This is a genomic window from Sphingobacterium zeae, assembly GCF_030818895.1.
In the GTDB taxonomy this organism is placed as follows: domain Bacteria; phylum Bacteroidota; class Bacteroidia; order Sphingobacteriales; family Sphingobacteriaceae; genus Sphingobacterium; species Sphingobacterium zeae.
Map to the genome: position 1 here is coordinate 3,325,058 of NZ_JAUTBA010000001.1, position 26,554 is coordinate 3,351,611.

Genomic DNA, 26,554 nt, shown 5'->3' on the forward strand with positions numbered 1-26,554 from the left:
GAGACTTTCTATTCAAATGCCAGATTAAGAATCTCTCAATCAACATATCAAAAATACAAATTATTTTAAAATAATCAAATAATTGGTCAATTTAAAATGATTTCAATTTGTGTATTTGCTAAATGGAATCATATTTTGGAAAAAACATTCGAGCAATACGGAAAATGCTCAATCTTTCCGTAAAACTTTATTCGGATTTGACTGGAGTGTCTCAAACTACTATCGTTAACATAGAGCAAGGACATACTGGGTTAAAAGTCGAAACAATGAAAAAATTAATCGAATTTACAGAATATTCGATTGATCAGGTTTCATCAAGTAATTTCAAAGTTCCTAATAACCTTAAAGAAGAATTGTTCTCTAAGTTCAAAGATGATCCTCAGATGCGAGATTTTTTTATGAATAAACCAAAAATTCTTGACGCTATTAATAAGAACCTAGTTGATAGCAAGTTTTTTGAATCGTTTGTAGAGACTAATGAAATCGTGCAGTACTTTAAGGATAAGGGATTGAAAATTAACGGAACATCGTTACAAAATGAATTGAAAAAGCACAAACAGGTTGAAATAGTGGAGCATCCTTTAAAGAAAAATACAAACCTTTACCGTAAGAAGCTAAAGTGAGTCAATGACAAATCAAGACGAAACTTATAATGAGAGTTTGGTGAAGAGATTGCTTGAAATTATGAATATTTGACTTATGACCACCTACATACTACCATACCTTCAGGACAGACCTCAATCTTTGAATCTTAAACTTACAAAAGCAGGTGGACCAACTACATTCATCAAAGACATGGAAAACCGCCAGCCTGATTGCGCTAACATATTTACTGATCAGCGCCGGGTAAAGAAAGCTGGTAAAAGAGATACCATTGATTACCTGGTCTGCAATAACGTTGAAACACTACTAACAATGGTGGATTGGGGTTGTATAGACATAAATCCCTGGGCATCCAGAACACAAAATCCGGAGCAACCGGATTACATATGGCTTGACCTCGATCCAACTGTAACCAAGACCACAGAAAATGAGGGGTTTCAGAAGGCTATTCAAGTTGGGATTGCTGCAAAAAAAATTCTCGATCATTATCAAACTGAAAAGCTTTGTAAAGACTTCAGGAAAAACTGGCCTACATATCTATATTCCCTGCAGCGGCTTTTCTTTTGAGCAAACCAGGATTATCGCAAATCATTTAGCGGATCAAATTCACGAACTTGTCCTGGATATCAGCACAAGGAGCGAAACGATCAATCATCGAAAAGGCAAAGTTTACATTGATGCCAATCAAAACGATTATGCAGATACCTTGGCAGCTCCTTATTCTGTAAGGCCTTACCATAAGCCGATCGTCAGTACGCCTTTGGACTGGACGGAAGTTAAGCCTGGCCTTGATCGGTATAAATTTACGATGGACAAAATTTTAACAAGGTTGAAAAAGAGAGAAGACTTTTTCACCGGGATTTTCGATGAAAAAGTCGTCCGCAGAAATAGCCAAAAATTGAAACTCCTTTAGCTTTAAATTATTTATCGTTTAAAGCTGCAAAAATTCGTAGGACTTTACATATGGATTTGATCTCAGGAGTACCTTTATCGGCACCAAATTCTACGACTTCATGTAATACTCTAGGTTCGATTTTTTCATAAATAGTCAAGCTGTGGTTTAACAGCTCCCTTCCTTTGAATTTAAAACTGCGGTTGTTCTGATTCATGTATTGATTGCCATCGTCAAATATAAAAATAGCTTCTAGGCCTAGAAGATAAGCTGTTCGAGAATATGGTTCGGATTTTTGATCAACATAAAAACATATTAGTGCAAACATCCAAAACATAAGGGTCCGATCCTCAAAATGAATGTCTTTTTCATATCTACCTAATAATCCCTTAATATAATCTGCTGCTAATTTGCTTAGATAGGTAAAGTCCTTTTTTTCAACCTTTTCAGCTACATAATCCAGAATTCGGTAAAGTAATTCGCCTTTTAACAAATAGTATCTGTTTTCAATAATATCGAACAAGATACCCAACAATTCTACTGGAAATAGAATATTTAAGTTGAAGAGTTCCTTAAAATGTTCATCTATTTCGCTATGATATTGGTTTTGGTGGTCCTTGATTCGGTCAATAAGCATTTTTCCATAAAGCTCTCTAGAACCCTCCCTTTCCAGCATCATCTCTTTAATTAAGTAAACCGTGGACCTTAAATTAGCGTTTGCTGGCTTATTGTAGAAAGGCCAGCCAATTCTATCTCCTGCAGAAATCAATGTGTCAAAATCAACAGTTTCACCTCGACAGAAAGAAATAATGGATTTGAATAGTAACGCTGTTTGCGACGTAGCTCCAACTAGGGAATCTTTAATTTCAATTTTATAAAGTAAGCTGGAGAGAATACCGTCAAGGAAAGCGTCGGGAATTTCACTGCTATCTACTAGTAGTTGATCAACAGCAGTATCATTTATCAATTGGATAATTTTTGTTTTATTTTCGGCAAAAAAGTTCAAGTAGTAAGGATATGATTTGCTTCCTACAAATTTGATATTTGGTTTGCCACTTCGATAAAGCAATGAACAAGTTAGCTCATCTTGACTACCATAGTTCTGTAATATTTTTACCAGTTCGACTTTCGGTACATTGTTAAACTCGCTTGCAATTACAGCCAATTGATAGAGTACGGGGTTGTAATCTTTTCGGTCAAGTATAGCTGGAAAACCTGTAAGTTCCCATGCTGCAATGCCTATAGGTTCTGAAATTGATGGATAGTTTTTAGCCAGGGTTTTGAACCAACGATAGGCAAGATCCAACTCATGAACACCTGTGGGACTCTCATCAAAAACTATTTTTTTTAAGATATTTAGCGCAATATTTTTATTTGGCGATTGAATGAGTCGGTAACATTCATACAATAATGGATAATCGCCGGTATCTGCTTTTATAGATTCCGCTCCTGCTGATAATGCCAACATAAAGTCTACGTTATTGAATGGCGCTTGATCAAAACGTTGAAAATGGAACAAAGCCCAACTATTATCCTGACATTCCTGTAAGTAAACCTTCGCTTGCTGCTGCGGAGTAAGATTGCTGAGCTGAAAATAATAGAGTTGATGGCCTGCTTTTTTTATTTGATGCTTGTCTCCACTTTCAAATGCATGTATGATTAATGGAAGAAGTTTCGAATCCTTGGCTAGTGAATTTAAGCCATCACCACCAAAATAATTGGAATCATGATCAAAATGATCACCCCGACCTAATAACCCTCGAACCAATTCTTCTATTTGGGATGATTGTAAAGAATATTTTTGATGATATAGGATGAATAGCACATAATACCTTGCGCCCTCAGGTAAATCAGGAATTAAACCTTCTAAACGAACAAGGGTTGAATGATCATAGTTTAATTTCATGCAAAACCTAATCCATTCTTGAGATTCCGAAATCCTCTTATCAGCAGCTCTGACAGAATTCTCAAGTTCTTTAAAACTATTTTCCGGGAAACAAGCCAATAAAATAATACTGGCGTTGAATCGGAGCCTGAAATCCAAGTTTTCTGTAGCAAGCTGTAGACTTTCTCGATATTGTGGGTAGCTTTCTAGCAAATTACGAAAAGCTTCCCTTATCTCAGGATACCGTACGATAGGCGTGTATTCCTTCATATATCGAACTATCTGTAGAAAATGATTAATGTAAATATCTTGAGAGCTCAACAAAAGCTTTAAGGAGTAAAAAAGATACAGTTCAGGAATCTGCTCTTCATCTTTTTTAAATGGTATAAACTTTAAAAGATACTGTAGAGATCGCTCTTGATCAGTCATCAACACTTGATCTAATATCTTTCTTAACACTGGCGTTTCGTAATCCGTCCAATCGCTTTGAGAAAAAAGAGGTCGTGAAATAACATACAGATCCTTAACTTGATATTTTTCATGTAAAAGTATTGCAGCATCTTTGGCACCTTTGTGCATGTTTATGCTGGTAAATGTTAAATATGGTTTTAGTCCTTCGTTGCCAATTCTTCTTACTAAGCTTTCAAAAATAAGGTCATCACCTCTTGCTGCAAGGTTAAGTGCCGATTGCAGCACCACTTGATTCATTGGCCCCTCACTAAGCTCTAACCACAATCGCACCGCTGTTGCCTTTGAGAAATGGTCTCTCTGTGATTCAATTTCCAAAGCTCCTAAGATCAATTTCAACTCCCCGGCTTTTATGCCTTTGTCAATCACGTTTTTGCTGACAGTATATAGAAGACGATCATTGATGCTATCAGCGACAAGACTATATCGCTGTTCCTGGGCGAACGCATCTGGGATCACCAAAGCTAGTTGTGAAAAGATTTCGCCACACCAGCCGGTTTTCGCAGCCATATGGTATGGAATAATATCAGTGAGTGAGTTTCTTTCCCCATCTGTCAATTGGAATGAACGAATGGTAAAATAATTCTTTAGGATATGCGCAATCAAATCTTCATCACTATGGTGAGTGGGGTGATGAGGATTCAAATATTCTTCAAAAAACCAATTGAATCCTATTTCCCCAGCCAGACTCATGGTATCAGCTAGGACATATGGTGAGTAGGAATCTGGGGTATTAAAATTTCCTTCATCACGCCACACAGTTAATGGCCTAAACTTTAATAAACTTACTAACTCAAAATAATATTGGGCTACCTTTTCATTTTTCGACTCTGAAACTATGGATGCCGCATAAGAAGTATTACCTTCAAAATTTAACAGTTCAGCCAACGCCGTCCTTATAAAAGGTACAATCATTTCAGAATAGCCTTTTAGACGGGAGATCGCAGTTGCGAAAGAAACAGCACGCCAATTATTAGTTACAATCTCTAATTTGAAGTCTGGCTGCCGCATTAGATCAGCTAGGGCAATGCCGTATGAAATCTCGAAAAGGGGTTGAGAGGTAAAGGAAAAAGCTTTATCAGATTCCTGAAGGAAAATATTTTTGTAAAATTGTATAGCCTCGTCAACTACGGTATTTCGGTCAGGAATCTGTCCGATATTTTCATTTATCAGTTCGAATAATTGCGCTTCATGGATAAATAGTTTATCCGTTCCGGCAATTGCTGCAGCAATAACTCCGATTATTTTCTCCCGTTGATAGGTACTAGGAAAGACGTCAAAGAATTTTTGGTAACTCGTTTTTGCGTCGGTTTTGTCCCATTCCAACCGCTTAGACAGAATTTTATACATTAGAGTACCAAGGCTTTCCTCTTCCAAAGATTCCGTCAAATAGTCGCGTAGCAAACAGATGATCAAGGGTGTTCTCGCGATACTAAAAAGTTCTTTCCGACCATTTAAGAAATGTAACCTAAGTTGTGTATCAGCCTCAGCATCTTCATCATTGGGGAATCCGTTATTCAAAGCTTCATTTTTGAGGAGTTGGTAAATCTCATTCTCCGTCAAATCAAGGGTAGTGAGGCAGTTCCAATCATTGAAATTGACGAGGTGTTGTAATTCCAAAGGACGTCCAGTAGCAATAACGGCGATATTTTCATAATTATTAACTGTTGTTTTCAAATGTGCAATGAGCAACTTAGTATCACTAGTGCTCAATTCATCTAAACCGTCAATCACGAGGGTAGCCCGTTGTTGACTTCGTAAAAGCATTTGAATATTAATTTTTTTATCCGCAACCATAACATTATGATTGACAAAATTTTCAACTGCAGATATGAACGGTTCAAAATCTAAAGTAATTCGTCCCTTTAGATAACTAATCGGAATAAAGATGATGGTCCGCTCCAGATCTCGTATTTGATCAATTACAAATTGGCTAATTATTGAACTTTTACCACTACCAATTTCTCCAAATAGGAAATTCGGTTTTGATGAAATAATTAACGAGCTCATATCACCAGTAATAACATCCTGGAGAACCACCTGATTTCCGTTCGATTCAGAAAAACTTTTGGGATTGATGCGGACTTCATTTGCATGTTTTTTGACAACACGCTTTAAGTAAAACGGAGACGAGTTGCTTTGTGATAATGCAGTATATTTAGAATGCAGAAATGATTCAGTAAACTCAACAGTTCTTCTTCTAAATTCTGAATAATCTACGTCAATATAAGAATATAAGTTATTAGGAATCTGATTATTGCTAATTTTGTAGAATATATTTTGGATTTCTATATTGTTTAAAAAGCGCTGTGTTATATCTTGTTCATATTGGTTGTCTTCTAACCTTTCGCGGAGCCATGCACGGATGAATTCCTCTTTGCCATCAATTGGAATCCTACACCGCTGACTGTAGTTGTGGATGGCTTGAGTAAGTTGATCTTTAACCAAAATGTGATCGGGCACGCCGAAATTCCAAATAATCTGATTAAAAAAGTCATGCCACTCTTTAAGACTCCATTCAGACAAATCATTATAATGGTTGTTTTTACCTTTATATTGGCTTTCGTATTCATCCAAGACAAGAGATCGACAAATACCCATTAGTGATTCGTTTAATTCACTTTTCTCTTCCAATAGTGTTAAAATAGCGTTGTCAGGCAAAATGATCCCTAAAGAATTTAGCTTCTCAGTTTGTTTTTCTTTAGCAATAGCATTGGTACTATAAAAGCTGAAAACAACATTTTTACTTCGCCCAATAGTATCCTTCATCCAATAATCAAGAAAATATACTATAGTATTAAGAACCTGCGGACTAACAAAAGAAAAGTTTCGAGAATCATAATTCTTATTTTCTTCAATATGCCTACGATTTTCACTGTATATGTAAACGTCACCTACATATTCTATTGCAATATGAAGCTGCGCATTCTCATTCTTCTCAATAGTATCAAATGCCAATGTTAGTGCCCTGAGTTTTTGGAGGGAAATCCCTTTAATCTTGTCTGATGCTTCTCTTATTATATCCATAAAAATTGTACAGTTCGGTTAAATTCAATCCAATGACCTGGCGCCTATCAATATAACCTCGATGCCAAGGTTGATATACGTTTAAAGAGGTAAAAATAACTCATTATAATATAAGCATTTTGATCATTTTATGCAAAAAATGAATTATTTAAATGCAGTTGATTAGAAAATTTTACAAAGGTATACATTAAAAATAGCTCGATTTAAACTTAAGAATAAAAAAATTATTTGTATGTTTATATACTCTTAATAGCTTAATATATTTAATTTTTTTTGAAAATGACACTAGAAATAATTAATAAACACAGGAACGATTATAATTCTGAATACTGGGATAGCGTATTGGAAAAATATCCTAACTTGAAGATCGAAGAAACTGCATCTGAAGTTTCAGGAGCTTGGTCAAATGCAACAGACGCCAGGATTACCATAAATGTCAGGAGTAATTTTGATTCTACTCTTACTCACGAAATGCTTCACTTGTATCTGGATTACTTGAAAATAAGGCCATCATTTGTTCTAACACAGAAAAGCTATGATTATTTTTGGATTAGAGAAATCTTCGAAAGAAGCGAACTGGACGATAGTGGAAATCTGATGAGCCATGTCAAGATGTTCCCAATTTTTACAGAGTTAGGATTTGAAGAAGAGTTATTTATCGAAAACTTTAATACAACAGAAGTTAGTAAGAAGGTGGTTCGAGAATTAAAGGATGCGTATAAATCTTTAAAGGGCAATGAAACTTTGACAAGAAGTTACGTTCGAAATTATTTTAAGGCCATGTTTTTAATGAAAGGATGTATCAACAAAAAGATTCATTATTTTGAACTTCGGGAGGTTTTAAGAAAGACAGATGAAAAACTTTTTTCAATTCTAAATAATTTTTGGAGTCAATGGAATTCATTGGACATTTATGATGGGATGAATTCAGAAGCGCATTTAGAAACGATGGTAGACGAACTTTATAACGGGATAGAACTCTACATAGAAAACAAACTGATGTGAATCGCTGCCCCAAAGTTCAATTCAACTCTTTGAATCACACTGAGCCACTCAATTTTGAGTGACTCAGTGGAAAACCAAAGGATTTTATGAACTCCAAATTTGAAGTCGATGTTTAAGTCGTTGAGGATTGAATCAGTGGCTGCTGTTTCATTCCTTGGCCCCCACCGTGAAATAATTGCAGAAAAGTATCTATTGAGCAGAAGCAAAAAATACCCAAGATGGATATTTTTGATGCAATCTTTTACTTTAAAACTTGGAAAAAAGGTTTTAAAGGATTCTAAGGAAGGTAGGTCAGACATCAACAATTATTTGGATCAAATAATATAGCTCAATGAGCCCCAATAAAAGAAATTTTTAAAGTCAATAGTACAATTTTCAATACGCTCCAGCACATCCCTATCTTGAAGAAATTCATCTAAATGACGCATTACAGCATCTTTTCCTAAATAAAAAAGCTGTATTGTTCTACCAATACATTCATCATACGGCATAGATTGACTTAAAAATGTGGCTAATAAAAGCCCATGAATAAGGCTTCCAATATTTTCTACAGGCCAACTATGTCCAAGTAATGATTGACATTCGTTAATAACACTGACGCCTAAGAGGGTGTAAAGTAAACTGTGTCAAATAAAGAATTTTTATATTAGACACAGCAAATGGAAAAAGAGGAATTTGATTTTAAACGCTTCAAAGAGGAAGCAATGAGAGGCCTTTATGCAGGCAAGAAAATGGGCGGTACGGACGGAGTTTTCGCTCCGATGTTGAAACATCTTTTGGAAAGTATGCTTGAAGGTGAGCTGGATCATCATCTACAGGAAAGTAAAGCTTCAGGAGAGGTTAACCGTAAAAATGGGAAGACAAGAAAGACTGTACGGAGCCTTCAGTCCGGACAATTTGAATTGGAGAGCGGTCGTGACCGAAACGGTACTTTCGAGCCTAAGATAGTCCCTAAACGTCAATTGATCATTACGGAGGAGCTTGAAGGCAATGTTATCTCCATGTATGCCAGAGGAATGAGCACACGGGATATTTCAAGCTATGTGAAGGAAATGTATGCCATGGATATATCTGCTACGGAGATCTCCAATATTACCGACAAGGTGATTCCTGCACTGAATGAATGGCGTAACCGTCCGCTTGAATCGGTATATCCTTTTGTATTTCTAGACTGTATGCACTATAAAGTTAAAGACAATGGCAGCGTTCAGAACCGAGCAGTATACAATATACTTGGCGTGAACCGAGATGGTCGAAAAGACCTTATCGGTATCTATCTTTCAGAAAATGAAGGCGCTAAGTTCTGGCTGTCGGTACTGACTGATCTGAAACAGCGTGGTGTAGAAGATATCCTGGTCGCCTGCGTCGATGGTTTAAAGGGTTTTCCCGATGCCATCGAAGCCGTATACCCGAAAACCCAGGTTCAACTTTGCATTGTTCATCAGATACGTTCAAGTCTGAGGTATGTTCCGGAGAAAGATAAAAAAGCTGTTGTTGCAGATTTAAAACCTATCTATCAGGCAAATAACCAAGAACAGGGCTATGAAAAGCTACTGGAATTTGACGAAAAATGGGGTAAGAAATATCCGTTATCTGTAAAGGGATGGTTGGATAATTGGGGAAATCTCTCTACTTATTTCGAGTACTCACCCGATATCCGCAGAGCTATTTATACCACAAATGCTATTGAGGCTATGCACCGTCAGATTCGAAAAGTGACCAAAACCAAAGGAGCATTTACTTCTGATCAGGCACTCTTAAAGTTGGTTTATCTTACGGTTAAGGAGATATCAAAAAAATGGACCATGCCTATTCGGAATTGGGGATTGACAATGCAACAATTACATATTAAATTTGGGGATAGAATTAAAGCCTTCGGCAACTCCTTTTAGGGTTCGCACTCGAGGCTTTCAGCCTCTGAGCACGAACCCTAAAAGGAGTGATGTGACACGAACTATGTTCAAATGCAAGAAAAATTCGAAGTTTTTTCTTTCTTCGAGATATATCCATCAATGTATATCGATTCTGCTTTACAGATAGCAAATGCTTGCCTCACTAATTTATTGGCAACTGCTATTAGAGCTACCTTGGAAGGCTTCCCCTTTGCTTTTAATCGCTGATAGGTTTCCCGGCAAGCCTGATTATAACGAATTGCAGACCACGAGGCTATGTAAAGTAAGGAGCGCAGGTCAGAATCACCATTTCTGTTAATTGTTCCTTTTATATTGATAGATGTACCCGACTGTTGATAAGTAGGGCAAATTCCAATATACCTGGATAGCTGCTTGGGATTTTCAAACTGAGTAAAGCCGGCAGTGGAAATGATCAGTGAAGTAGCCAATGTTATTCCTATGCCCTTGACAGAAGTCAGAGACTTGATTTGTTTACTAAATTCCTCATTAGCGATGTTGACTATATCTGCTTCCAAGCCTCCAATCTGTTTCTCTATAAAGGCTATTGTTTTATCTAATGCCTTCAGACTGTTTTTATCTATCCGCGGAAGCACAGTAAAAGAGCCTCTAAGGTTTGTTAATGACGTTAATTGCTTCTTGAGCTGTCTTAAAACCACTTTTTTGTGCTTCATCAGGATAACTGCTTCTGCTGGCACCTTGTAGACGGGAGGGTGCATCTTTTCTCCATATAACGCTATCAGTCTGGCATCAACGTCATCCGTCTTGGTAACTGCCATCATCATTCTGGCAAAGTGCTTGATCTGTTTAGGATTGACAAGGCTGGCTGCTATATTCTGCTCGCAGAGCATGTAGAGCAATAAGGTGCCATAGTTTCCCGTGGCCTCCAGCACACATTGGTGATCCGCAACGGACAAAGAGCTAATGAACTTTTTTACCCCCTTTATGTCATTCGTGTACGTGTGGGTTTGGTAACCTTTTAGCTGAGGGTAAGCTGCTACAAATGTACTTTTTGAAATGTCGATTCCAATAAATTTCATAACCTTAGGATTGAACAAAAATTACACATCTAATAAACTATCGTCGCATACACAGGCTCTTAGCCTACCGAACTATTCAGTTTTTAGATGTAAAAACGCATGGGAGCAGAACGTGTCAGACGGTATTTTATACCAACAGTTCATCGGCTTTATTCCATGCGCTTTCTATCTTATTTATTCAAATGTACGACAGTTCAGTTTACACTACCTTATAAGCTAATAAAAAACAGTTGCAAATCTATTGGATAAATCAAATACAATAACGTCCACGGTTTTTGAGTATAGAACAAAAAATAGAGTTGACGGCATGCCAACTCTATAAGTTCAACACTTATGTTTTACGTAAAAGTAAATTTTAAAATAAAATTTTAAACGAACAGATCTATATAGATAATCATTGTGTTAATTATAATATTGAAAAATTTAATGGAAATATAGCTTATTAATTTTTAATTCATGAGTATTCTAGGCATCTTTTTGGTTAAACTTACGAGAAGGCTTAAAAAACAGCTAAATCAACCATTACTCGAAGTATATTCTAATAGGATTTTTGAGAACCACTATATAAATTTTCCAGAAATACCAATTAGACTCCACTGTATGCATATTTTCCCCTAAATACCCGATAGAAATATACAATACTCGGACATATTTCATTATCATATCCCGTGATATGAGAAAATTGAAAGAAATTAAATTTCATTAAGCATCACTATCAATAAATTATTGCCAAACATATAATATATCTTTAAACTAATCTCAAAAATGGTACTTTAACTTTTTATGGTCATTAACTTAAAAATCAATCACATATTAATCCTAACTACCTTAAAAGTAAAACAGGTTTGCTCTTTTTCAGATACAACTGATAGATCGCCTTTATGTGCTTTCGCTATTTCTGAAGCAATATAAAGGCCCAGTCCTAATCCGTTATTTAAATTGGAATCTCCCCTGTGAAAAGGATTAAAAATATATTTTAATTTTTCCTCTGGAATTGGCTCACCCCTATTTGTAACAGATATTTGCCAAAAGTTTTCAGAGGCTATTGATTCTAGGTACACAGGGTCATTCGATGAACCATGTGTTATTGCATTTGCAAGAAGATTCGATACCATTTGTGCAATTCGTGCCGCGTCACACTCAACATAACTGTTAATATTGTATTTTCTCACAATAGTTCTGTCGGGCCATGCAACTTGCAATTCATCCCTAACCTGATCTAACACCTGTTCAAGATCCGTGGCGATAGAATTAATTTTAATACCGTCACCTAAACGTCCTCTAGCAAAATCCATAATATTATTTATCATTTCCAACATTCTCTTCCCACCCTTCTCTATAATATTTACAAGTCTGACTTCTCTCTCATTAAGCATAAAACGAGCTAAAACAGTAGAAGCACTCATAATTCCGGCTAGCGGATTCCGAAGGTCGTGCCCAAGAACAGCTATAAATTGCTCCCTCAATAGAGCCTGTTCCACCTCCAATTTTAGTTTCTCTTCAGCTATCTTTTTGGCCATTTTAAGATTTTCTTCGTATAACCGCCGATCTGACGCTTTAAATAATGTAAAAATCTTAAAAAGAGATCGTCCACCTCTATCCTTTCTATCATAACAATTCATATATATAGGCAGCCTTCCTTTTCCAGTGTCATTCAATTCTAAAGCAATCTCCTCAAAATAACCCTGCATATTCAATAATGGCCATAAATGAGTTTCAAAATAAATTCTGCCTCCAATAGAAAGAATATTTGAAAAACGGGCTCCATAAAAGAACTGTGGTTCACAGTTAAGCCAGTCACTCATCCGTTTATTCATTTTTAAAATCTTCCCTTCGGCATCAGTAATCACGAATCCGTTTAGCGGCGATTCAAAAAAATCTTCAAAGTCTAATACCATAAAATGTAATACTAAATAGTTAGAAATGTTCTAATCATTTCAATGGTCTCTTGAGGAGCACTAAGATTTGGGCAGTGTCCAGTGGCTTTCATAATCCTCAATATACTATTGGGAATTTGTTGATGCATATAATAACCCACTTCGACTGGTGCAATAATATCATTACTACATTGCAGTATTAATACAGAGGCTTTGGTATGCTTTAACATCTCACGTTTGTCTGTTAGAAATGTAGTCTTTGCGAAATGCTTTGCTATTTCGGGATCCGTTTTACAGAAACTGCTTGCTAATTCTACGCTAAGTTCTTTCTTGTCAGGATTTCCCATGATAATTGGAGCCATCGTCATTGACCAGCCGAGATGATTATTATTCATAGATTCCAATAATTCCTCAATTTCAGATCTGCTAAATCCGCCGATGTAATTATCCTCATTGATATAATAGGGTGATGGTCCAATCATGATAAGTGTTTCAAAAACGTTAGGAGCCAAATCTGCAACTATAAGTCCTATCATTGCACTTACCGAATGTCCAATAAAGATTCCATTTGTAATGTCCAATTCAGTTGCAATTTCGATGATATCAGATGCATATCCCTCAAGGCTGTCGTATTTTGTAAAGCAATAAGCAGACAAATCGGAATGGCCAGCTCCAACGTGATCGAAAAGAATGATCTTGTAATCTTGCTCAAAGTCGGGATAAATATACCGCCACATATTCTGATCACAACCAAAACCATGAGCAAACATTATAGTTTTATTACCTTTTCCTTTAATAATGACATTATTTCTTTTTATTATATTCATGGCTAAATACTTTGAATAAATATAAACTATTTACAGAACTTTTTTATAACCATTATTTACAAAAATGTGATTTCAAGACATGAATTATTTTAGCAGAAAATTTAAAAAGGTTAAACCCTCACAAATCTGTTCATTTCAATTAACCCCCAATTTAATAATAATTGTAAAATTATACTTGAAAATGAGTTTTCAAAGTGTATTATAATGGTTGGTTCGAATCTCTCCCTTGCATATAAAAAAATGAAATTATAAAACTTGTAATTGACATCAATAACATGATTAAAATATATAAAAAAACAATCCTCTTTATAAACTAAATTGGAGCTGTTTTATCATCAATTCCAATCTGTAAATATGTATTTTGGTTATTACAAAAAGTCCGAAAACTTAATAAAATCAATATGGCAAGAGGATTCGAATTTTCCGAACATACACACAACAAACTAATCATCAGATATTTAACTTCATAATCCAATTTAAATCTTGTATCAGACGGTTCGAAGATCATCCTTTCAAGTTCGCATGAAAGGATTGCTAAAAATTTTAAGCCGTATACAATTACGTTGCTAAAATGCGTATGCAATAGGCAATACGAATCACTTAACAAAGCACATGACATATTAGGAAAAGATAAGTAACATTTGGAAAACTTCCCTTTACCAGCATTGTACTGATATAATTTTGAATTATTCAAAACGTACAATATGGAAATTATATCAAAACAAGATCTTGAATTATTCAGAATTAGAATACTGTCGGATATCGGTAAGATGCTGGAAGCTAATTTAAATCATTCCACCGATGATTTTGGGTGGCTCAGAAGCAAAGCAATTCGAAGATGATGAATATTTCTCCAGCAACATTACAGACCTTAAGAGTTACTGGCAAAATTAGATTCAAAAAAGTTCAGGGCTCGTACTATTACAGTAAGGATGATTTACAAAAACTGTTTGAAGATGAAAATTGATTTATCAAAAAACGGATTGCAATATCTCGATAATGCTTGTAGTGATGATCGATTAAATGTTTGGCATATTTCTTTGCTCGTCGCGATAACTCGATTGGCATACCGGCAAAATGAAGGTAGGATTATACGGGTGAGTAGAAGTAAGCTAATGAAAATTTCTCATATTGATACTGCTCCTACCTATCATAAATATTTTAAGCAATTACAGAATTTTGGTTACATAAAATATGTGCCATCTTATCATCCGGGTTACCGTAGCACTATTGAATTACTTTAGTATCCCTACTTTGGGCTTAAGAATAAATATTTAAAACTAGGTTTTATGGAATTTAGTGAATTTAAAAAAGAGTTCAAGCACTAATTATTTTTATTTGCAAGATCATGGCAGTAAATTTTTAATCGTGCAAAAAGCAGGCTATATTGAACTCTTAGAGGTGTAGTTCGAATATAGATAGAGATCAGAACCACAGATTCTTCCAAATCTATATTTTCTATTGAATTTAGTAAATCTATCATCGAAAGAGATCTCAAAAAAGTGCAAAATCTCCGAGGGTGTAAAGTAAACTGTCACATCACTCCTTTTAGAGTTCGCACTCAGAGGCTTTCAGCCTCGAGTGCGAACCCTAAAAGGAGTTGCCGAAGGCTTTAATTCTATCCCCAAATTTAATATGTAATTGTTGCATTGTCAATCCCCAATTCCGAATAGGCGTGGTCCATTTTTTTGATATCTCCTTAACCGTGAGATAAACCAACTTTAAGAGTGCCTGATCAGATGTAAATGCTCCTTTGCTTTTGGTCACTTTTCGGATCTGACGGTGCATAGCCTCAATAGCATTTGTGGTATAAATAGCTCAGCGGATATCGGGTGAATACTCGAAATAAGTAGTGAGATTTCCCCAATTATCCAACCATCCCTTTACAGATAACGGATATTTCTTAGCCCATTTTTCGTCAAATTCCAGTAGCTTTTCATAGCCCTGATCTTGGTTATTTGCCTGATAGATAGGTTTTAAATCTTCTACAGCAGCTTTTTTATCTTTCTCCGGAATATACCTCAGACTTGAACGTATCTGATGAGCAATGCAAAGTTGAACCTGGGTTTTCGGGTATACGGCTTCGATGGCATCGGGAAAAACCTTTAAACCATCCACGCAGGCGACCAGGATATCTTCTACACCACGCTATTTCAGATCGGTCAGTACCGACAGCCAGAACTTAGCGCCTTCATTTTTTGAAAGATAGATACCGATAAGGTCTTTTCGACCATCCCGGTTCACGCCAAGTATATTGTATACTGCACGGGTCTGAACGCTGCCATTCCTCTGGCATACTACGGTATTAATTGAATTACCCAGGCTAACCCGCCTAAGTACTTTACTACCTTATTTTGTTTTTGTCGGACGTACTTCGATCTTACTTGGAAGTACATTCTGATTCATTTTCAATAGATCTACCACCATTTGTCCGATATCAGCGGGTTGAATTTTCCAATGATCCTCTTCGTTAGGGGTATGACCATTGAAATTTGACGTAACTGATCCCGGCATTATGGTAGTACATTTCACATCATAATTCCTAAGGTCAAGCATTGCGGCTTGTGTAAATCCCACAAGACCAAATTTGGTCGCATTATACCCTGCACCTTGAGCAAAGAAATTTGTTCCAGCTAATGATGCGATCGAAATAAAATATCCTTTATTTTCCTTTAGCTGCTCAACACCGGCTTTAAGGGTATGAAAAGCCCCGGTCAGGTTGGTATTGATCATGGCGTTCCAATCGTCAAGTGACATTTCGTCTACGGGAGCAAAAGTCCCCATACCTGCATTGGCAATGATGATATCCAGCTTTCCAAATTTTTCGACAACTGCATCGACAGCCTTTTTTTCATCTTCAAAATCTGTCACGTCTGCTTGGATTGCGATTACATTCTGATTTCCTAATTCGTGTTTTGCTTTTTCTAAATCTTCCATATTACGGCCTGAAATAGCTACCTTAACCCCTGCTTCAATAAGCGATTTCGCTATTCCAAAACCTATCCCTTTTGTTCCGCCAGTTATATAGGCCACTTTATCCTTAATATTTTGCATAATATTCTATTTTTTTGATCTTGAATGTATAGTTCCTTCTGTCAATTGTTATTAAAACCTTCTCTTACCTATTTACTAATCCGTTGCAATCCGTCAGAATCAATAACTCGAAAAGTCGTGAAAAGGTTCTTTATATTTTATCTTATTGTACAATTTTAATAATTTTGTTCGGGTATTTACTTGCGTAAGAAAGGATCAATTGGGCCATATAATGGTTCCCATTATAACGGTCTAAACTTTCCTTTACATCCATTATATCACTGAACTGGTTGTCCTTGTCCACATCCCCCATTCCATAAAAGTTTCCTTTCTCTAGCCAAATACAACTTTTTTCCTCGCGTTGTCTTCCTTTATCCATGATTGCAAATGAAGGTCTACTATTTTCCAGATCATATAAGGCTTCATCTATAATTTTGAGAACACATCAAAATAACAGTATAGATGCAAAAATCCCATAGCTATTTTCCTTCTGTTTCATTGGCCCATACCAGTCAAAATTTGTTGCAGCGCCAATAGTAAATTCTTTATAGCTTAAACCTGCTCTGAACATGACGTAGCTTCTATTGTGATTTCCAGATTCAGGAACAAATCCATAAAGCCCCTGGACACGACTATAGAAATTAAGTTTATCATTAATTTTCGGTTTATACTCCACTAATGCCAAGTTTTCAGACGCAAAATCACTTGCCAAATCCACCTTAGGATTAGTTTCAACAAAATTAAGGTCCCAAGTTTCCGATCACGAGCCCAACACTTTTTCTAAATGAGTACTATAATTTTCTAATGATGCTGCAACCTCGCTACCAATCGATATTATCTTTTGCCCACTGCTTTGCCGAAGTTGTAGGAATTCTGTTCTTTCCATTGAAAGTATTTTCTACTGGCCACGAAACACCTCTTCCCGATCCAAAGATCGAACGATACTTCTTAACGAAATTGGTCGGATCGCTTTTAAGATCATTTGTAATCTCATCGATATCAGAAAGTGTACGTTCGTACTTATGGCCGGATAATGATTCTGCAATATTAGCCAGATCTTCATAAGTGATGGTATCCCCTGCAATGTAAACAATCTCGTTCTCGATGGCTGGTTCCGTAAAGAAGATCTCAGCCGTAAGTTTACCGATATCATCAGGTGTTGTTAAGGTTACTGCAGTATCCCATCCCCCAATGGCATTGATCGATTTGTTCTCTAAATCTAAAATGCCAAAGAACGGTTCAAATAGATAACTGGTAAACATTCCAGTAGAAACAATGACCCATTTTGTTTTACTTTGTGATCTCAAGAGCTCACGTACATCTAACTGTTCATCGAACAGATCCTGCGCACTGCCCCGTCCGATCACTTCAAAATCAACGCCGAACTGCCACGGAAAATATCTTTTTACTCCTGCATCCAGCACTGCTTGAGCCAGCTTCATCTGAAAACCTCCAGCACCTGTACCGTAACCTGTACAGGAAACAACAGCGTCGTAATTTTTAAATATATCAACAAGTTTCTCAGATGAAGCAGACAGGTCACCTGCAAGTAGTTCAACGCCTAATTCTCTAATTTCGGTAACATTCTTTTTTTTATCCTCATCATCAGAATGGATTGTCTCTTCTCTAAGAAGAACGGTAACGTCTACATGACTATTGTCTTTAGCTTTTTTTGCTATGTTACGGATGACAGGCATACCTAATTCACCCGCTCCTAAAATTAAAATTGATGTATTTTCCATATTAAAAATATAAGGCATTCAATCACTTGATGCAGTTAAAAATTTTCTCTACACAAAGGTAAGATGTTTAGTATCAGGACGCAATAAGGCATCTGTTGGTGAGTTACTTACTTCGATGTTAGTTTTTTCATTTAGAGTATTCTAGCTTTTGATAGAAACAAACATTTAACAAAATTCAGACAATCGGGATTGGAATATCTACATCTTACATTTTTAAATTTCTAGATATCCGTAGCCACACTTTCTCCTATCATGGTTTATAGATTATATACTTTCGACATACGCTGTCTAGTAATATTCTATTCTTATAGGGACTTCGGTATATAGGTTTCGGGCAATGAACATTAAAAAATAATTAAAGGCGCAAAAAGCACCCTTAAAATTTTTTTCAGCTATCTTTTGATAAAACCATTAGTCGGTTTAATAGCAATCTGATACTATCTGCCCGTTGTCCAAATATGTCTGTATTTCCATTTTTAAGGTTTCATTACAGGTCAAAGATATCTGCGCTATGACATCTTTTTGCATACTCAACGAACCACAAATCATAATAGTACCCTTATCACGCAATACCTTCGTCACGAGCTCCGACTGTTGTTTAAGAAGATCAGTGACGTACAGCTTTTCTTTATCACGTGAGAAAGCCAGGTATTGCCCAGAAAGTTTTCCACTCAGCAGGTATTGATCCAGCTCATGTTTCAAAAAACTGTCAAACAGTTCTTTTTGCCTTGAACCATAAAAAAGGTAAACGGTCATTTGCTTGTTTGCGTTGATCATACCCCTGAAAGGTGCGATACCAGTTCCATTGGCTATCATTATTACAGGACGTTTATTATCAGGAAAATGAAACTTAGGGTTACCCATTACCCTTGCCTGAAACGATGTGCCCACAGGACTATTTTACAGAAAAGGACTTCCGAGGCCACTGGGGAATTCACGTACGACCAATTCAATTCTATCACCTATTCTAGAAACGGAATAGAAACGTTCCCTATGATCACCGGCAGGCTTAATGGCTAAAAGATCACCGGAGGTAAATCTGACATTAGAATCAGTTTTGATACATACTCTGAATAGCTGACCGTCCTCCGAAAAAAATCTTTCGTCAATTACAAAAGTATTTATTTCCTTTGACCTACCAGAAAAAAGAGCAGGTGATGCTATTAGGGGCATCGTGTAATAGTTTATCAGCGCTTTAATCCAATCGCAGAACTGATCGACAGATTTGTCATTTATCTTGTGTAGGGGTATAGGCATGTCAGCCCAGCCTTGTCGCTCCAAAGCTCTGAACACCGTTTCAGAATAACCACAAAAATCAGCGTAATCTTTTGACCCAAAACCTAATACAGAAACATTTACCTTGTGTGTTTGCCCTGTTTTCTGCAGTAGGTTTAAAAAGCGGGAAGCACTTGAAGGGGCATCCCCTTCCCCATAAGTAGAAGTAAGCAACATCAAATATTTAACCTGCGGATATTCGGTATAGTTATTCATATCTGTTATAGCACTTCAAACCACTATTTATCAACTGGCTAAACAATTGCTGCGCAAAAATTTGCGTGCCGCCGGTTTCCGAACCTACTAATAAAATATATTCGGCATCTACTGCCGAATATTTATTCTCCGTGATGTGCGGTACTATTGATGTTTCTTGTTTTAATCAAAATAACACCAAATAAAATATAGACTAGAAATCCCAATGCCGCTATCAGTAATATAATGGGCCAAGTAGGATCAACAGGGCCCCCTATCTGCAGCAAGATAATATGGATAGCAAACAGTATCTTTGCGGAGATCGCTGTAAGGTTACCAGTATGTATTACATATATTAATGCTTCAATCATCTTTTTGTATAAGGTTAATATCTGCTGCTTTTTTATTAAAAAATTAAAAACAGCAGTGGAATAATAATGCCTAAGGCGAATTCTATACCACAAATACCGAATAAACCTCGATCCCCCTTGTTCATAATTAATCCGGTAATGATGACAATGATGATGCTAATCGCAAAGGAATCGGAAAAATATCTCCAATATTTACCTGGATTATAGTGCAAAAAGGATAACTGGAAAAGAAACGGACGTCTTTTGATCCCTTGATATTCCACTTTTCCACTTAAGGTGTTAACGGTAAACGAGGAACCAGTAGAAAGGAATACTTTTAGCGTCTGGGAATTGGGATAAAAATGCTTTTTGTAATGATGATGTTCGGACACAGGTTCAAGTAGTTTTAAAATTTCTTCTTTCGTAAAATTTGCACCGTGCGGAAATTGTCCTTCAGCTCTGTACTGTTGGACGGAAACGTCATACTGCGGGTTAAAAAGGTTCTGGTGGTTCATCGCCACTCCAGAGAGGATGTAAATGAAAAGTACTCCAGAAAAAAAAAGGATAAGTGACCATGAAGATCACGGCTGTATTTACGTAAACTATTTCCCCAGGTTGAATTATTTATTATTTCTTTAGCCATATATTTGTAATTTCAGAGATAAACATATTGTGGTGCGAGTTGGGTGAATTTTTGTACATATCAGCAATTTGATAAGACGGAGACGCCTTATTATAGTCTAAATCCTGGATCATTATATTTTTACATTCGATAATCATCCTCGCTTCTTTGTATGCCATGAGGCCTGACGGTGTTTTTATGGGTATAAGACCTGCTTCTTTCACTTTGTCATTAGATTTTCCGGATTTATTACCTAAAATTCGTAATGATCGCCGGTATTTTTCAGAGAAGACACTCAGTGTGTAACTATTCTCCTGCAGTAAAAATTGATAAGTATATCTGCTGCTGTTTATAAAAGTAAAAGCTACTGGTTTTTCCCATATAAAACCTAATCCTCCCCAGCTGATCACCATGCTATTAAATACGTTTTCTTTGCCTGCCGTGACTACCATCCATTGTTCACTGAAAAGCTCGATAACATTGTCAGGCAAATCTTTAGGATCTATATGATCGTACTGTGATTGCCATCCAGAATTTCGCTTGATGCTGTTCGTTGGCTTGATAGGCGGCTTTATACCATTTCCACAGCTTGATAATACCAAAATTAATGGTAAAAGACGCCATAGCATTTTTATCTTCATTTTTATCATATTTTTAAGGGCTAAGCCCGTCTATTGGTAGATTTCAATGCTACTTCTATTGATAAGCACTAGATGCTAAGATTAGAGGTCTACGCTATTTTTCAGCAATCTATGGCAATATTTAAGTGGTACTTGTGAATAACAGCCGCAGCATTATTCAGAGATCGAATTTCTTTATAAGGAAAGTAATTTAATAAGTCAAAACTAATTGTTTTGACTTATCGTATGTATAGAAATGAATAGCAGAATGCCTATTTGCAGAAAATGTACTGACAAAAAGCGTGCTGCTTGAGTGAAGGATCTAAGTATTGTCAAATTTCTAAAACATCACCAACATTTAATAGTATCAGCTCTTTTCCTCTATCCGCAAATTTTTTAATAGATTCTTCATGATTGATTTTAATGTACGGATTACTATCATAATGGTATCCCAAAATTTTATTGCATTCTACAAAATCCGAAGCAGTCATAGCGTCTTCTACGTCCATTGTAAAATTGCTCCCAATCGGAAAAATGGATAGATCCAGTTTGGTACGCAGAGGAATCAATTTCATATCGTAAGTTAATGCAGTATCACCTGCAATGTAGATATTCGCGGAATCTGTTTCTATCACGAAACCTCCGGGGTTACCTCCATAGCTTCCATCTACAAAACTGCTCGAATGGGCGGCATTAACATATTTTACTTTTCCGAAATCGAAATTCCAGCTTCCGCCATGATTCATAAAGTGCGATTTAAACCTTTTTTATCGTAATAGGTAGTAATCTCAGCATTTGAAACAATCACTGCATCCGTATTTTTAGCAATAGCTTCCACGTCTAAAACATGGTCGGGATGAGCATGGGTTAAAAGAATATAATCTGCTTTAAGAATATTGATGTCAATTGCATCTGCAAGAGGGTTTCCAGTGATGAATGGATCCACTATAATATGCTTTCCTCCTACTTCAATTTCTAACGAAGCGTGACCGTAAAATGTAATTTTCATCTTTATGAATTTAATATCGTAATTATTATATCAGCCATAATGAACTTACAATAAGTTTTGAAAGTTTATTTTCCTGAAGTTTTCGATATCAAAATTACAGCCTCTAAAAATTAAAAACAATAACGTATTTGTGAGTTCGTTAGTCACTTAAAGGTTAGTTTTTTAATATTAAGGTTATTAAATTAGGGCTATTTATTAATAAACATAATTTGGTTTTTTTAATGATAATCCTTTTAATTTAATTTTAATCCTCACTTCCATAGGTACAGATCTACAATAATTTCAAGAAGATAGCCTTGATAATAATAGCTTACCTATCTCAAAGTCAAAAACAACCTTCAAAACTTAGCAGTTTGACAGCAGCTTTATCCAACTTATTAATACATTCACAACTATTTATTAATTTTATCAAAGGTGATTCGCCGTGATGCAATCTACTCTTTTTCAATTGTTGATTGACTGGGAATATGCGTTTGATCGTCAATTTATTTATGTATATTAAATATCCTTTTGTGTAAGCAAATTTTAAAGAATGGTACTTAAGGTTTAACTTTGCGGCAGAGATGAACTTCATGGGTTTCATCTTGAGATAACAAAAATAATATATGGAGAGAGATATGACTGATGATCAAATTTTAACCGCATGGGATGACATCTGTAAAGTTTTAAATAAGGATAACGATCAGCTTAAAACTGACATCCTAAATCATGTGGGCAATAAATGGTCGTTATTTGTTATACAAGCTTTAGGTGTTAAAGGAAAGATGAGATTTTCTTTTCTTCAGAAGCATATTAAGGGAATAAGTCAGAAAATGTTAACAAAATGTCTAAGGGAGCTTGAGCGGGATGGACTAATTTCCAGGACTATTTATCCTGAAGTGCCTCCGAGAGTAGAGTATCAGTTAACTCCTTTAGGTCGCGGTTTATTAGTTGAGGTTACACCGCTATGGTTTTGGATTGCAAAATCTATTGATGAGTTTAAAGAAGCAAGGACAAATTTCGAAAAAACGTAGTGACTATGAAAGGACTTATAAGGATGAATAATAATTGCACAAAAGTCTTTACAAGCTATTAAATTATATTAAGTCTTCTAGCGTTATCAAGCTCCTGCCTATGTTGCGCAATCCATAGCCAAATTTACAATTAATGCTAAATATAAATGTTTTAAAACATAATATTTCAGTCATTTACAATAAAAGTTGGTTGCAGACAACAGTAAATCTCTATTATGTAATACGTTATAAAAAAATAATCTACTGGAGATCATAAAACTAACATGCATGTTAGTAAGTTACATCGAAGTACGATATTGTTTACAGCATGTATATAATTTAAATTTGTTTGCTTATTATGAATTAACTGAAGGATTATCAGTTAATTTATACCTCAGCTACGTAGAATAAAAAACAAAAAAACTGTATATGCTAGAAAACTTCGAATTTTATCTGTTTTTGGTATTTGTCATTTCCGTGCTGATCATGTTGGCTAAGAAAATTAAAGTAGCGTATCCGGTTTTACTGGTAGTAGCTGGACTGTTAATTAGCTTTATCCCTGGTACCCCAAAAATTAAAATTGAGCCTGATTTAATATTTATTATTTTCTTGCCTCCTCTACTTTATGAAGCTGCATGGTCATCATCATGGAAAGAACTTTGGAGGTGGCGTCGTATCATTTTCAGTTTTGCTTTTGTAGTCGTATTTTTTACGGCTTTATCGGTCGCTATCTTTGCAAATTATTTTATTCCGGGATTTTCCTTGGCCCTCGGTTTTTTACTGGGCGGTATCGTTTCTCCACCAGACGCAGTAAGTGCAGGAGCAATCTTAAAATTTGTAAAAGTACCTCGGAGATTATCTTCTATTCTAGAGGGTGAGAGTTTGTTGAATGATGCATCTTCCTTGATCATACTTAAGTTTGCAATGATCGCGGCGGCAACGGGCCAGTTCGTATGGCTTCAGGCTGCCGGAAATTTTGCCTGGATGTGTTTTGGTGGCATAGGTATAGGAATTTTAATCGCGTTTATCTTTATGAAAATGCATAAAATTTTTCCTACAGATTCCAATATAGATATCCTAATGACTTTTATAGCTCCATTTGCCATGTATCTGGCTGCCGAGCAGTTGCATGCCTCAGGAGTTTTGGCAGTAGTATCCGGCGGATTATTTCTTTCTTACCGCAGTCATGACTTTTTAAGTAGTGCTTCCAGAATACGTACATTGACAGTTGGAGAGAGTTTTTGTTTTCTATTAAATGGTACCGTCTTTATACTTATAGGATTAGATTTGCCTGAGATAGTGTTGGGCCTCGGTGAAACAAACATTTATACGGCCATCGGATATGGTATCGCGGTCACAACTGTTCTTATAATTGTGCGGATTGTAGCGGGATATGCAGCGGTTATTACAACAATAGTTATGAAAAATTTTATTAATGTTGGAGATCCTGAACCCCCAGGCTGGAAGACACCCCTTATCATTGGATGGACTGGGATGCGAGGAGTAGTTTCGCTGGCTGCTGCACTTTCAATACCAGTAACGCTGACGGACGGAAGTCCATTTCCCCAAAGAAACATGATTCTCTTCATTACATTTATCGTAATTCTCTCCACTTTGCTTATACAGGGACTCACACTCCCCTTACTTCTTAAGAAATTTCCGCTAGTGGATAGGGACTTTACAAGAAGTGAAAAGGAAATTGATCAGGAGATTCTAAACAATTTGGCAAAAGTCGCGATTGATAAAATTCACCATGATTATGCGGATAAAATTGAAAGTCTGCCAGCTCTGAAAGATCAATTGAAGAAATACGAAAATCAGGTAAGTAGTTCCGAAATTATCGTTAATTTCAGAGAGTATAGAAATATTTACATTGATATAATTAACGAGCAACGAAAGTGGCTCATCAAAAAAAACCGAAACGAACTCCTCTTAGATGAAGAGATCATCAGAAAACATCTTAGGCTGCTGGATCTTCAGGAGGAAAGACTGAGCATAAAGTTGTAAGAATACTATACATTATTGGTAGATGGAATACAGCAGTAAGATTGACGACACCCGATAATATTGGCAAACTTACCGCTGAGATTTTCTTTAAGCCATTGATTGAAAACGAAATTGTTTATATTGCAGGTGATACCATCACTTATGGTTGAATTTACGATTTAAACATATAAATTCCGCCTTCATAAAAACAGGCCAGAAAAGTTTCATATAAACATAAGTAAGCTTTTTTAAACCATTAAAATTTATATTTTACACCAGTCAGATCTTCTGCAACCTTCCAGAGCCTGCTAGCTGTATTTAAATCCTTTGCCTGTTTGGGAATAGATGCAGCTCCAGGTGAACCTTTAACATGCATAAAGCCTGAGGGCGCCCAATATGTACCATTTTTAACCATAGGGTCTGTAGCCGCAAGCAGAGATGCTAAAGCGGCCTTGTCAGCCGGTTGCGAAATTAGGGGCGTAATGATTTTCCCAATCAGAAAACCGCTTGTCCGTTGTAAATTAGTGGGTGAAACTCCTGGATGGACGGCAACAGAGATCGTCTTTGAGCCAGATGCTTCCAACTTCCGCGCAAGTTCTAATGCGAATACTAGGTTTGCTAGTTTTGCCTGTCCATAAGCTTCATAAGGCTTATACTTTTTGCGTTCAGTCAGGATATCGGCAAAATCGATCTGTGCAAAATTAGCTGCTGAACTTGAAAGCGACACAATACGCGAACCTGGCGTTGATTTTAAGAGTGGTAACAATAAACCTGTTAATGCATAGTGTCCCAAATAATTGCTACCTAACTGTATTTCAAACCCTTGCTTTGTTGTGGAATACGGAGTAGCCATCACGCCTGCATTATTGATGAGCACATCAAGCTTTTGATGTGATTTTAGCACAACATCCGCGCATTGTCTCACTGAGTCTAGGTCTGCTAGATCTAAGGTAACCAAAGTAATTTTGGCATCCGGAACGATGTCAATGATCTTCTTTTCTGCTTCCTCTGCCTTTTGTTGATTACGGCAGGCCATAATTAAATGAGCTCTCTTTTTTGCCAATACGACACTTGTTTCAAAACCAATCCCAGAATTAGCCCCGGTAATGAGTACCCTCTTGTTAGATAGATCCGGGATGTTATCTGCTGTCCAATTTTTCATGATATTATGTATTATATATTGTTTCTATTGTGAT

23 protein-coding genes and 2 pseudogenes are annotated in these 26,554 nt (G+C 36.3%); 8 read left to right on the plus strand and 17 right to left on the minus strand.

The window, feature by feature from the left end:
• Positions 1 to 122 precede the first annotated feature (122 nt).
• The 3 genes and pseudogenes from QE382_RS13975 (at position 123) to ligD (QE382_RS13980) (ending at position 1,516) form a co-directional block, all read left to right on the plus strand.
• Positions 123 to 623 carry a helix-turn-helix domain-containing protein gene (locus QE382_RS13975; protein ID WP_307186441.1) on the plus strand — a complete coding sequence of 167 codons (501 nt, stop codon included), beginning with the start codon at positions 123 to 125 and terminating at the stop codon, positions 621 to 623.
• 76 nt (positions 624 to 699) lie between these two features.
• Positions 700 to 1,008: pseudogene (gene ligD, locus QE382_RS23570) on the plus strand (non-homologous end-joining DNA ligase LigD); the annotation flags it as partial.
• Positions 1,009 to 1,030: 22 nt separating this feature from the next.
• Positions 1,031 to 1,516 (plus strand): non-homologous end-joining DNA ligase LigD, encoded by a 486-nt coding sequence (ligD, locus tag QE382_RS13980; RefSeq protein ID WP_307186442.1) that lies wholly within the window; start codon positions 1,031 to 1,033, stop codon positions 1,514 to 1,516.
• 7 nt (positions 1,517 to 1,523) lie between these two features.
• On the opposite strand, the gene QE382_RS13985 is transcribed toward ligD (QE382_RS13980), so the two are convergent.
• Positions 1,524 to 6,875 (minus strand): NACHT domain-containing protein, encoded by a 5,352-nt coding sequence (locus QE382_RS13985; RefSeq protein WP_307186443.1) that lies wholly within the window; start codon positions 6,873 to 6,875, stop codon positions 1,524 to 1,526.
• Between the two features lie 279 nt (positions 6,876 to 7,154).
• Between QE382_RS13985 and QE382_RS13990 the strand changes: the two genes are divergently transcribed.
• Both QE382_RS13990 and QE382_RS13995 read left to right on the plus strand, forming a co-directional pair.
• Positions 7,155 to 7,880, plus strand: coding sequence for a hypothetical protein (locus QE382_RS13990; RefSeq protein WP_307186444.1), 726 nt, complete (start codon positions 7,155 to 7,157; stop codon positions 7,878 to 7,880).
• Between the two features lie 659 nt (positions 7,881 to 8,539).
• Positions 8,540 to 9,772, plus strand: coding sequence for an IS256 family transposase (locus QE382_RS13995; RefSeq protein WP_307186445.1), 1,233 nt, complete (start codon positions 8,540 to 8,542; stop codon positions 9,770 to 9,772).
• Positions 9,773 to 9,840: 68 nt separating this feature from the next.
• Here QE382_RS13995 and QE382_RS14000 read toward each other — a convergent pair whose 3' ends face one another.
• The 3 genes from QE382_RS14000 to QE382_RS14010 all read right to left on the minus strand — a co-directional run bounded on the left by QE382_RS14000 (position 9,841) and on the right by QE382_RS14010 (position 13,534).
• Positions 9,841 to 10,830, minus strand: coding sequence for an IS110 family RNA-guided transposase (locus QE382_RS14000; RefSeq protein ID WP_293882805.1), 990 nt, complete (start codon positions 10,828 to 10,830; stop codon positions 9,841 to 9,843).
• A gap of 806 nt (positions 10,831 to 11,636) precedes the next feature.
• A complete protein-coding gene (locus tag QE382_RS14005; protein ID WP_307186446.1) occupies positions 11,637 to 12,728 on the minus strand; it encodes a sensor histidine kinase in 1,092 nt (363 codons plus the stop codon).
• A gap of 11 nt (positions 12,729 to 12,739) precedes the next feature.
• A complete protein-coding gene (locus tag QE382_RS14010) occupies positions 12,740 to 13,534 on the minus strand; it encodes an alpha/beta fold hydrolase (protein WP_307186447.1) in 795 nt (264 codons plus the stop codon).
• A gap of 841 nt (positions 13,535 to 14,375) precedes the next feature.
• Here QE382_RS14010 and QE382_RS23575 point away from each other — a divergent pair.
• Positions 14,376 to 14,501, plus strand: a complete 126-nt coding sequence (locus tag QE382_RS23575) for a helix-turn-helix domain-containing protein (protein ID WP_370877896.1) — start codon at positions 14,376 to 14,378, stop codon at positions 14,499 to 14,501.
• A gap of 623 nt (positions 14,502 to 15,124) precedes the next feature.
• Here the strand turns inward: QE382_RS23575 and QE382_RS14015 are convergent.
• The 12 genes and pseudogenes from QE382_RS14015 to QE382_RS14070 form a co-directional block, all read right to left on the minus strand.
• A pseudogene (locus QE382_RS14015) lies at positions 15,125 to 15,820 on the minus strand (IS256 family transposase); the annotation flags it as partial.
• Between the two features lie 63 nt (positions 15,821 to 15,883).
• A complete protein-coding gene (locus QE382_RS14020; RefSeq protein WP_307186448.1) occupies positions 15,884 to 16,588 on the minus strand; it encodes an SDR family oxidoreductase in 705 nt (234 codons plus the stop codon).
• Positions 16,589 to 16,730: 142 nt separating this feature from the next.
• Positions 16,731 to 16,946 carry a hypothetical protein gene (locus tag QE382_RS14025; protein WP_307186449.1) on the minus strand — a complete coding sequence of 72 codons (216 nt, stop codon included), beginning with the start codon at positions 16,944 to 16,946 and terminating at the stop codon, positions 16,731 to 16,733.
• 66 nt (positions 16,947 to 17,012) lie between these two features.
• The gene (locus tag QE382_RS14030) at positions 17,013 to 17,285 is read right to left on the minus strand and encodes a hypothetical protein (RefSeq protein ID WP_307186450.1); all 273 of its coding nucleotides are present in this window, start codon (positions 17,283 to 17,285) and stop codon (positions 17,013 to 17,015) included.
• A 103-nt stretch (positions 17,286 to 17,388) separates the two neighbouring features.
• Positions 17,389 to 18,309 carry an aromatic alcohol reductase gene (locus QE382_RS14035; RefSeq protein WP_307186451.1) on the minus strand — a complete coding sequence of 307 codons (921 nt, stop codon included), beginning with the start codon at positions 18,307 to 18,309 and terminating at the stop codon, positions 17,389 to 17,391.
• A 420-nt stretch (positions 18,310 to 18,729) separates the two neighbouring features.
• The gene (locus tag QE382_RS14040) at positions 18,730 to 19,200 is read right to left on the minus strand and encodes a ferredoxin reductase domain-containing protein (RefSeq protein ID WP_307186452.1); all 471 of its coding nucleotides are present in this window, start codon (positions 19,198 to 19,200) and stop codon (positions 18,730 to 18,732) included.
• Positions 19,201 to 19,209: 9 nt separating this feature from the next.
• A complete protein-coding gene (locus tag QE382_RS14045) occupies positions 19,210 to 19,800 on the minus strand; it encodes a flavodoxin domain-containing protein (protein ID WP_307186453.1) in 591 nt (196 codons plus the stop codon).
• Between the two features lie 122 nt (positions 19,801 to 19,922).
• Complete coding sequence (locus QE382_RS14050; protein ID WP_307186454.1) at positions 19,923 to 20,150, minus strand: hypothetical protein; 228 nt, start codon at positions 20,148 to 20,150, stop codon at positions 19,923 to 19,925.
• A 35-nt stretch (positions 20,151 to 20,185) separates the two neighbouring features.
• Positions 20,186 to 20,695 (minus strand): PepSY-associated TM helix domain-containing protein, encoded by a 510-nt coding sequence (locus tag QE382_RS14055; protein ID WP_307188030.1) that lies wholly within the window; start codon positions 20,693 to 20,695, stop codon positions 20,186 to 20,188.
• A gap of 61 nt (positions 20,696 to 20,756) precedes the next feature.
• Complete coding sequence (locus QE382_RS14060) at positions 20,757 to 21,392, minus strand: flavin reductase (protein WP_307186455.1); 636 nt, start codon at positions 21,390 to 21,392, stop codon at positions 20,757 to 20,759.
• Positions 21,393 to 21,703: 311 nt separating this feature from the next.
• Positions 21,704 to 22,117, minus strand: a complete 414-nt coding sequence (locus tag QE382_RS14065; RefSeq protein WP_307186456.1) for an MBL fold metallo-hydrolase — start codon at positions 22,115 to 22,117, stop codon at positions 21,704 to 21,706.
• Positions 22,114 to 22,380 (minus strand): MBL fold metallo-hydrolase, encoded by a 267-nt coding sequence (locus tag QE382_RS14070; RefSeq protein ID WP_307186457.1) that lies wholly within the window; start codon positions 22,378 to 22,380, stop codon positions 22,114 to 22,116. The genes QE382_RS14065 and QE382_RS14070 overlap by 4 nt, the downstream gene beginning before the upstream one ends.
• Positions 22,381 to 22,985: 605 nt before the next feature.
• Between QE382_RS14070 and QE382_RS14075 the strand changes: the two genes are divergently transcribed.
• Together QE382_RS14075 and QE382_RS14080 are read left to right on the plus strand one after the other, a co-directional pair.
• Positions 22,986 to 23,393 carry a winged helix-turn-helix transcriptional regulator gene (locus QE382_RS14075; protein WP_307186458.1) on the plus strand — a complete coding sequence of 136 codons (408 nt, stop codon included), beginning with the start codon at positions 22,986 to 22,988 and terminating at the stop codon, positions 23,391 to 23,393.
• A 408-nt stretch (positions 23,394 to 23,801) separates the two neighbouring features.
• Positions 23,802 to 25,379: a Na+/H+ antiporter gene (locus QE382_RS14080; RefSeq protein WP_307186459.1), complete on the plus strand. Its 1,578-nt coding sequence runs from the start codon at positions 23,802 to 23,804 to the stop codon at positions 25,377 to 25,379.
• Between the two features lie 235 nt (positions 25,380 to 25,614).
• Here QE382_RS14080 and QE382_RS14085 read toward each other — a convergent pair whose 3' ends face one another.
• Positions 25,615 to 26,520 carry an oxidoreductase gene (locus tag QE382_RS14085; RefSeq protein WP_307186460.1) on the minus strand — a complete coding sequence of 302 codons (906 nt, stop codon included), beginning with the start codon at positions 26,518 to 26,520 and terminating at the stop codon, positions 25,615 to 25,617.
• Positions 26,521 to 26,554: the final 34 nt, after the last annotated feature.